Here is an 8,335-nt window from a genome sequence, read left to right on the forward strand (position 1 = left end):
GGTGCGCGCCGAGCCCCGGCTGCGCGAGATGACGCTGGTCATGGTCACGACCGAGAGCGAGCAGAGCCAGATCGTCCGGGCGCTGGCCGCGGGCGCCCACGAATACGTGATCAAGCCCTTCACCGAGGGCGCAATGATCGAAAAGCTGGCCCTGCTGGGCCTCGTCCCGACCGGAGCGAACTCATGAGCGAACCTGTGGTGACTGAGGGAGACCTCGCCGAGATGGCGGAACAGGTGTGGGTCTCGTATCTCGATCCCGAGGGGATCAGCCCGCTAGTGCCACACGGCGACGTGAAGCAGGTGTCGGAGGTGCACTCGACGGTGTCCATCACCGGGAGCTGGCACGGCCACCTCGTCTTCGCCTCCTCGCAGAACGCCGCCCGGAAGGCCGCCGCGGCGTTCCTCGCCATGGAGCCCGACGAGGTCGGCCAGGAGGACATCTCGGACGTCCTCGGTGAGCTGGCGAACATCGTCGGCGGCAACGTCAAGGCGATGCTCCCGGCCGGCTGCTTCCTGTCGTTGCCGACGGTGGTGCTGGCGCCGGACACGGCTTCGTACTACCCGGCGGCCGAGCGGATCAGCGGCCTGTACGGCATCTGGGACGGCGAGCCGGTGTCCATCTCGATGTGGCAGAGCGTGAAGGCGGAGGCCAGCGCATGAAGATCCTGATCGCGGACGACAGCCGGGTGATGCGGCAGATCGTCACCCGGACCCTCCGCCAGGCGGGTTTCGGGGATCACGACCTGGTCGAGGCCGCCGACGGGCAGCAGGCATTCGACAACGCGGTCGCCGAGAAGCCGGACCTGGTGATCTCGGACTGGAACATGCCGGAGATGACCGGCATCGAGGTCCTCCGCAAGCTGCGGGCGGCCGGCAACGAGGTGAAGTTCGGCTTCGTGACGTCGGAGTGCACGCCCGAGATGCAGCAGGCGGCCGAGGCCGCCGGTTCGGCGTTCTTCATCGTCAAGCCCTTCACAGCGGAACGTTTCGACGAGGTCTTCTCTCCTATTTTGGGATGATATAGCTATGTCTGACACCTCGGTTATCCCCGTCGCTCTCACCATTCGCAATCTCTTCGAGGATCTGCTCGGCCGGGATGTCACCGTCTCGCCGGGCGACCCGATGACCGCGGCCGACCTGCCCACCGGCGTGTTCGCCGTCTACACCGACACGTCGCAGCAGCTCTACGCGGTCCTCGGCATGCAGCTGGCACTGGCGGCCAACGCGGGCGCCGCCCTGGGTCTGCTCCCGGCCGGTGCCGCGGAAGACAGCATCGAGGAGAAGAAGCTCTTCCCGAACCTGGCCGAGAACGTCTTCGAGCTCTGCAACGTGCTGACCAGCCTGCTCAACCGCGAGGGCGCCCCGCACGTGAAGCTGTACCAGGTGATCTATCCGGGCATGGATCTCCCCAACGACGCCAGGGCCCACCTGCTGGCCCTGGGCAAGCGCCTGGACCTGATGGTCGAGGTGGCCCGCTATGGCAAGGGGAAGTTCTCCCTATCGCTGGCCTAGGCTCGGATCGAGGCGGTGCGGCGGTCCTGCGTCCGCCGCCGCCCGCTGCGGCAGCACCGCCGCCGGCACGTAGGCCAGGTCCCGCCTGGGGCGCAGGCGCCCCGCGGCCAGGCTCAGTCCGCGACGAGCCGGCGTGAGCCGTTGCGGAGCGGCCGTCCAGCCGTAGCGCAGCAGCTGGGCCGGGGCCGGGCGGACCGTGCCGGACAGCTCGTAGCCCGCGGCCGCGAGCCGCGAGCCGAGCGCCGCCTCGCAGAGCGCGATCTCCTCCGGGCTCAGGCGGGTCTGCCAGCTCTGCACCCGCTGGGTCGTCACCGGGGCGTGGGTCAGCGCGTGCCAGGTCTTGAACGAGGGCACCGCGACCCCGGCCACCGCGGACGGCTCCGCCATCGCCGGGTCGTAGTCCTCGCCCAGGTAGGCGCACATGGCGGCGAGCCGGCCGTGCGGATCGGCCACCAGATCCTCGTAGCGCACCTCGTGCCACTGGTGCGGCCCGAGGCGCCGGGCGGCCCGGCGGGCGTCGTCGACGGCCCGCGCCCAGGCCGCCACGGTGGCGTAGATGTCCAGGCGGTGCCAGGACATCTCCTTGAGCGAGGCCACGCAGTCCCGGCCGTCGCGGACGATGTTGATGAACTGCGCGTCCGGGAAGAGCCGCAGCAGGACGTCGATGTTGTGCAGGTACGCCGGCCGCTTGTCACCCCAGCGCGGCTTGCCGAAGCGGGCCGCGTACCGCTGGAAGACCGTGCCCAGCACGGAGCCGAGCGTGCCGGGCCCGGCCGCGATCCGCTCGACGACGTCGTCGGCGTCGAGGCCGAGGTCGCAGAACCGGGATTCCTTGCGATCGACGATCCGGCGGGCGAGCGCACGCCGGTTGGCCGCCACCGTCAGGTCGCCGAAATCCCGGCGCTCCTGGTACGCGGCCAGCACGAACCGGGTCTCCGGCGGAATCGCGATGCGGGCGTGGGCGTGCAGCATGAGCTGCAGCATCGTGGTGCCCGAACGCGGGCAACCGACAACGATGATCGGGCGATCAGCGGGCATGTTCCCCTCCGGTGGGCAGTCGAGCACCGGAAGTAACATATGCCATCAAAACGGATTTATTAACCAAGTGTCAAGGCGTGTCACCCGACCGATCAGGAGTGCCCCGGTTCGGTCTCCGCCGGCGCGCCGGGCGACGGCTTCGTCGGCGTGCCCGGCTCCTCCGTCCTGCCGTAGCCGGCCGTGACGAAGCGCAGAGCGGCGAGCAGGACCGCGGCGATCGGCACGGCGATGAGGAAGCGGATCAGCACCTGGGTGATGTCGACCTCGTCGGTGACGTAGCGGTACAGCGCCGGTGCGCTCATCAACAGCGCGAACAGCAGGACGGAGGGCCGGATCACGGGCTACCTGCCCCGGGCCGGCCGCCGGGGGAGAGCGGCCATCGGCACCACGTCCGCGGCGATCCGGGCGCAGAGCATCGCGGCCCAGGCGTGCGGGGTGGCGGGCTTGCCGTCCAGCGTGACGATCGGCAGGTCCAGACCCAGCACCGTGGCCGGGTCCGCGGTGATGTCGACGCTGTGCACGACCAGCGCCTCCACTTCACCGAGGGTCCGCAGGTGGCGTGCCGTGTCGGCGGTCTTGCGGGTCGCGTCCACGACCGCCCAGACCGCGGTCGCGCCCAGCGCGTCGCACATGTCGCTGACCCAGATCGGATCCGTGGCGCCGACCGTCGCGTCGACCACCACGATCCAGGCGTGGTCGGCGTTCTGCAGCCGCTCCGCCTTGCTCGCGGCGGCCGGCGGGTCGCCGAGCACCCGCGAGGAGTGCATGCCGGTGCCGGCCGCGGTGGGCCCGCCCAGCATCAGGTGCGCCTGGTCGATCCCGGCCTGCTCGCAGAGCTTCCGGCCGATCGGCAGGGCGTGGTCCAGGTCCCCGCAGAGCACCAGGATCTCGCCGGGCGCGTCCGGCACGGGCGGCGCAGAGGGCCGCGACGCCAGCACGCTGAGCACCCCGGCGTAGGTGTCCCCGCCGACGATCTGCGCGGCCATCGCCTCCGGCAGGCCCACCTTCATCAGGTTCTGCTGCACCGGATCGGCGTGCGTCGGCCGCAATATGGCCGGCGGCTGCTCCAGTGTTGCCGGCCCGTGTGTCGTCGCGTGCACGGTCGGGGCAGCCGCCGCGGGCACTCCCAGCCCGAGCCCGGCCAGCGTCTCGGCCAGCCCGGTGCCGGCCGGCGCGGGCGAGGTCGGCACCAGCCCGTACGCCGCGGCGGGCGTGCGGGGCGGCGCCGGATTCTGCGCGGCCCGGTTCGCCGCGGCGTTCGTCGGGAACGCCGGCCCGTCGCCCACGCCGAGGCCGCCCATGAGCTCGGCGAGCGACGGTACGGGCGGCTGCGGCTGCGAGCGGGTAGCCGAGCCGCCGCCGTTGACCGGTGAGCCGGTGGCCTGCGCCGGGCGGAACGGTCGGACGGACGGGCCCTCCGGCCGTTCCGGCTCGGTGGCCTTGGGCCGCGGGCCCGGCCGCACCCACGGGTTGCTGTCGGCCTTGTCCAGACCGGCCATCAGCTCCGCGAAGGCGGCGCCGGGGTCGGCCGCGGCCCGGCCGGCGGCGCCCGGGCCGCCGGCATCGAAACCGGGCCGGCCCACCGCGGCTTCCGCGTCACCCATCCCGGCGCCCCGGCCGGTCAGCCGGTCGACCGTGGCCGGGTTGTCGTCCGGCGCGATCCGGTCGCGTGACTCGGCTCGGGCCAGCAACTGTTCCAGTGTCTGCGGCGGCTCCTCGGCCGCCGGCTGCCGTCGTGGCACGTCACCGCGTGCACCGGCATTGCGTTCATCGGAGTCCGGGACCTCGACCGACAGCTCGTAGTGCTGCTTGGCGAAGAAACCGCCGAAGCCACCGCTACGGACCTTGTCGGCCGAGATGATCCGGACTGAGGAGCCGTACTCGTCGCGCACCTGCGCCAGCAACGGCTCGATGGCCGGCCCCTCAAGCAGCACCCGCGTAGGCACCGTTCACCACCCCCATGGTCTCGATCTGTGCGGTGGAACCAGAGATCTCGGAATAGGACAGCACCTGCACCCGGCGGGAACCCGCGCGCAGGAGACGCATCAGTGGCAGCCGTAGCTGCGGTGAGCAGGCCAGCACCGGGGTGATGCCCTGCTGTTCGGCGGCCTCGACGAGCCGGCCGGCCTCGGTGACCATGGCCTCGGCGCGCATGCCGTCGATCGCCATGAAGGCGCCGGTCTCGCTCGGCCGCAGCGACTCGAGCAGGTTCTGCTCCAGCATCGGCTCGAGCGTGATGACGGTGAGCCGGCCGCCGGCCGCGTACTGGGCGGCGATGGCCGGGCCCAGCGCGGCGCGGGCGGTTTCGACCAGGCCGTCGTGGTCGACGGAGACCTTGGCGCGCAGCGACAGCGACTCGAAGATCCGGACCAGGTCGCGGATCGGCACGCCCTCGTCGAGCAGCGCCTGCAGCACCCGCTGGATCTGGCCGAGGCTGAGCAGCGTCGGGGTCAGCTCCTCGACCACGACGGGGTGGCTGCGCTTGACCATCTCGGTGAGCGACCGCACGTCCTCGCGGCCGAGCAGGCGGCTGGCGTTGTTGCGGACGATCTCGGCGAGGTGGGTGATGATCACCGAGGCCCGGTCGACGACGGTCGCGCCGGAGAGCTCCGCCTGGTAGTGCAGCTCGGCCGGAACCCACTTGCCGGCCAGGCCGAAGACTGGCTCGACGCCGGCCCGGCCGGGCAGCGCCTGGAGCCCGTCGCCGATCGCCAGCACGGTGCCGGGCGGTGCCTGGCCGCTGCCGGCGTCGACGCCGCTGATCCGGATCGCGTACGAGGACAGCGGCAGGTCGAGGTCGTCGCGGGTGCGCACCGGCGGCATGACCATGCCCAGTTCCAGAGCCATCTTGCGGCGCAGTGCCCGGACCCGGTCCAACAGGTCGCCGCCGTTGGTGTCGACCAGGTCGACCAGGTCGGGGGAAAGTGCCAGTTCCAGCGGGTCGACGCGCATCTCGCCGAGCAACTGCTCGGGTGAGTCCGGCGTGGGCCGTTCGACCTCGGCCACCGGCACACCTTCGCCCTCCGGCACCGGGTCCTTGATCCGCTGGGCGATCAGCAGCACCGTCGCGCCGATCAGCAGGAACGGGAGCTTGGGCAGCCCGGGGATCACGCAGAGCCCGAGCGCGGCGCCCCCGGCGATGCGCATGGCCAGCTTGTTCTGGCTGAGCTGGGCGGTGACGCTGCTGCCCATGTCGCCGGTGGTCGCCGAGCGGGTGGTGATCAGACCGGTGGCGACCGAGAGCAGCAGGGCGGGGATCTGCGAGACCAGGCCGTCGCCGATGGTCAGCAGGCTGTAGTGGTTCATCGCGTCCGCGGGCGACATGCCCTCCTGGAGCATGCCGATCGCGAATCCGCCGACCAGGTTGATGACGGTGATGATGATGGCGGCGATGGCGTCGCCCTTGACGAACTTGGAGCCGCCGTCCATCGCGCCGTAGAAGTCGGCCTCGGCGGAGACGTCGGCGCGGCGCTGCTTCGCCTCGGCCTCGTCGATCAGGCCGGCGTTGAGGTCGGCGTCGATGGCCATCTGCTTGCCGGGCATCGCGTCGAGGGTGAAGCGGGCGCCCACCTCGGCGACCCGCTCGGCGCCCTTGGTGACCACCACGATCTGCACGATGATCAGGATCATGAAGATCACCAGGCCGATGACCAGGGATCCACCGACCACGAAGCTGCCGAACGCGTGGATGACCTTGCCCGCGTCGCCGTCGCGCAGCACCAGCCGGGTGGCACTGATGTTGAGCGCCAGCCGGAAGAGGGTGGCGACCAGGAGCAGTGCCGGGAAGACCGAGAAGTCGAGCGGGCGCTGGACGAACATGGCGACCAGCAGGATCAGCAGCGCGCCGGTGATGTTGAGCGCGATGAGCAGGTCGAGCAGGAAGGTCGGCAGCGGCACGACCATCATGACGATGATGCCGATGACCCCGAGGGGCACGGCGAGCTTACTGAGGTTGCGGTCCTTCACAGCACCCCCTCCACTTGCTGATACTCCCGCAGTGGGGCGCGTGATGTGAGTAAATCTCCCAGATTGTGGCTATGCTCCCTAAGCGGGTGCCGGGGTCGGGTTCGGGTTGCGATGGACACCGGCGGCGGAGCCCTTCGACTTGAGGCTCATCACGAACGCCAGCACCTTGGCCACCGTGCCGTAGAACTCGGCCGGGATCTCCATCCCCACCTCCACGCTCTTCTCCAGCGCCCGGGCCAGCGGCACGTCCTGCACCATCGGGATCCGATGCTCGGTGGCCAGCTCGCGGATCTTCTGGGCCAGCGAGCCCCGCCCCTTCGCGATCACCCGCGGGGCGCCCTTCTCCGGGTCGTACCGCAGGGCGACGGCGACATGGGTCGGGTTGACCAGCACCACGTCGGCCGTCGGCACGTCGGCCATCTGCCGGTTGCGGGCCATGGCCATCTGCCGGGCCCGGATCTGACCCTTGACGTGCGGGTCACCCTCGGTGTTCTTGTGCTCCTGCTTGACCTCTTCCTTGCTCATCCGCAGCTGCTTGTTGGTGCGCTTGCGGACCACGAAGTAGTCGGCGGCGGCCATCACGATCCCGGCGGCCGCCGCCGCCCGGATCAGCGACAGCGCGGCGTCGTTGATCACGCCGAGCAGCGAGCCGATCTGCAGCTGACCGGCGGTCATCAGCAGCGGCACGATGTCCTTCATCGTCATGTACAGCACCGCGCCCAGCACGCCCGTCTTGATCAGGGCCTTGGTGCCCTCCCACAGCGACTGCGGGCCGAACATCTTCTTGATGCCCGGCAGCGGGTTGAGCCGTTTGAACTTCGGGATGAACAGCTTGCTGGCGACCCGGATGCCGCCCTGGGCGCCGGCCGCCGCGATGCCCACGGCCATCATCGTCAGGGCCAGCGGCAGCACGGCCCAGGCCGCACTCATCAGGCCGTCCTGGAGGATGCCGAGCGCGATCTGCGGATCCGGGTCGGCGATGACGTCCGGGATCTTCGCCATCAGCTCGCGGGTGTGCGCCATCGTCGAGCTCAGCGTGCGCGGGAGCACCACGCTGGCGGCCAGCATGCCGAACCAGGCGCCGACGTCCTGGCTGCGGCCGATCTGGCCTTCCTGCTTGGCCTTCTTGAGCTTCTGGGCGGTGGGCTGTTCGGTCTTCTCGCCGGACACGGATCACCCCCCGCTCAGCCGGACGACCGCGATCACGGCCTTGTCGATCAGCCCGTCCAGGGCCCGCGGCAGCACCGCGATCGAGGTCCCGGACAGCGTCAGGAGCAGGAAGATCTTCGCCGGGAAGCCGAGCTGGAACGCGTTCAGCGCCGGGGCCACCCGGTTGAGCAGGCCGAACGCCACGTCGGTGAGAAACAGCACGGCGATCAGCGGGCCGGCGATCTGCACCGAGGCGACGACCATCTCACCGATCCCACGGGTGAGCAGCCTGCTGAACGTCTCCATCGAGAAGGTCGCGTCCAGCGGCAACGTCCGGTACGACTGCAGGAACCCGCGCAATATCAGTTGGTGGCCCTCGCTGGCGAACAGCAGAGTCGCCGCGATCAGGTTGTAGAAGCGCCCGAAGACCGAGCTCTGGTTCTGCGAGAGCGGGTCGTACGCGGTGGCCAGGGTGAAGCCGCCGAAGACGTCCAGCAGGTCACCGGCCGCCTGCACCGCGGCGAAGAAGAGGTAGGTGATGAAGCCCAGCGCCGCGCCGATGAAGACCTGCATGATCGCGCTGACGATGAGCGCCGAGGTCTGCAGCGAGGGCACGGACGCGGTCAGGTGTGGCGCCATCGGCAGGGCCAGCCCGATCGAGAGCAGCACC

Annotated in this window: 9 protein-coding genes and 1 pseudogene; 4 read left to right on the forward strand and 6 right to left on the reverse strand. The window is 70.5% G+C overall.

Going from position 1 to position 8,335, the window contains the following annotated elements; genetic code table 11:
- The 4 genes and pseudogenes from DMB66_RS54605 to DMB66_RS54620 form a co-directional block, all read left to right on the forward strand.
- Nucleotides 1-187 (forward strand): annotated as a pseudogene (locus tag DMB66_RS54605) (response regulator); the annotation flags it as partial.
- On the forward strand, nucleotides 184-660 hold the full coding sequence (locus DMB66_RS54610; RefSeq protein ID WP_125811935.1) for a chemotaxis protein CheX: 477 nt from the start codon (nucleotides 184-186) through the stop codon (nucleotides 658-660). The pseudogene DMB66_RS54605 and the gene DMB66_RS54610, both read left to right, overlap by 4 nt.
- Entirely contained in the window at nucleotides 657-1,019 is a 363-nt protein-coding gene (locus DMB66_RS54615; protein ID WP_125811936.1) for a response regulator, read from the forward strand. The genes DMB66_RS54610 and DMB66_RS54615 overlap by 4 nt, the downstream gene beginning before the upstream one ends.
- A 7-nt stretch (nucleotides 1,020-1,026) precedes the next feature.
- Entirely contained in the window at nucleotides 1,027-1,512 is a 486-nt protein-coding gene (locus tag DMB66_RS54620; RefSeq protein ID WP_125811937.1) for a hypothetical protein, read from the forward strand.
- Here the strand turns inward: DMB66_RS54620 and DMB66_RS54625 are convergent.
- The 6 genes from DMB66_RS54625 to DMB66_RS54650 form a co-directional block, all read right to left on the reverse strand.
- Nucleotides 1,498-2,550, reverse strand: coding sequence for a sulfotransferase (locus tag DMB66_RS54625; RefSeq protein ID WP_125811938.1), 1,053 nt, complete (start codon nucleotides 2,548-2,550; stop codon nucleotides 1,498-1,500). The two genes, DMB66_RS54620 and DMB66_RS54625, sit on opposite strands and share 15 nt — an antisense overlap.
- A 92-nt stretch (nucleotides 2,551-2,642) precedes the next feature.
- The gene (locus DMB66_RS54630) at nucleotides 2,643-2,888 is read right to left on the reverse strand and encodes a hypothetical protein (protein ID WP_125811939.1); all 246 of its coding nucleotides are present in this window, start codon (nucleotides 2,886-2,888) and stop codon (nucleotides 2,643-2,645) included.
- Nucleotides 2,889-2,891: 3 nt separating this feature from the next.
- Nucleotides 2,892-4,496 (reverse strand): hypothetical protein, encoded by a 1,605-nt coding sequence (locus DMB66_RS54635; RefSeq protein ID WP_199753196.1) that lies wholly within the window; start codon nucleotides 4,494-4,496, stop codon nucleotides 2,892-2,894.
- A complete protein-coding gene (gene flhA, locus DMB66_RS54640; RefSeq protein ID WP_125811940.1) occupies nucleotides 4,474-6,516 on the reverse strand; it encodes a flagellar biosynthesis protein FlhA in 2,043 nt (680 codons plus the stop codon). Before flhA ends, DMB66_RS54635 begins: the two co-directional genes overlap by 23 nt.
- Before the next feature lie 78 nt (nucleotides 6,517-6,594).
- Nucleotides 6,595-7,686, reverse strand: coding sequence for a flagellar biosynthesis protein FlhB (locus DMB66_RS54645; RefSeq protein WP_125811941.1), 1,092 nt, complete (start codon nucleotides 7,684-7,686; stop codon nucleotides 6,595-6,597).
- A gap of 3 nt (nucleotides 7,687-7,689) precedes the next feature.
- On the reverse strand, nucleotides 7,690-8,335 hold a 646-nt coding region (locus tag DMB66_RS54650), incomplete at its 5' end, for a flagellar biosynthetic protein FliR (protein ID WP_148112888.1).

This window comes from Actinoplanes sp. ATCC 53533 (assembly GCF_003947245.1).

Coding starts and splice junctions, on each gene's coding strand:
- DMB66_RS54610 (WP_125811935.1), top strand. CDS start 184: ATGAGCGAACCTGTGGTGACTGAGGGAGACCTCGCCGAGATGGCGGAA.
- DMB66_RS54615 (WP_125811936.1), top strand. CDS start 657: ATGAAGATCCTGATCGCGGACGACAGCCGGGTGATGCGGCAGATCGTC.
- DMB66_RS54620 (WP_125811937.1), top strand. CDS start 1,027: ATGTCTGACACCTCGGTTATCCCCGTCGCTCTCACCATTCGCAATCTC.
- DMB66_RS54625 (WP_125811938.1), bottom strand. CDS start 2,550: ATGCCCGCTGATCGCCCGATCATCGTTGTCGGTTGCCCGCGTTCGGGC.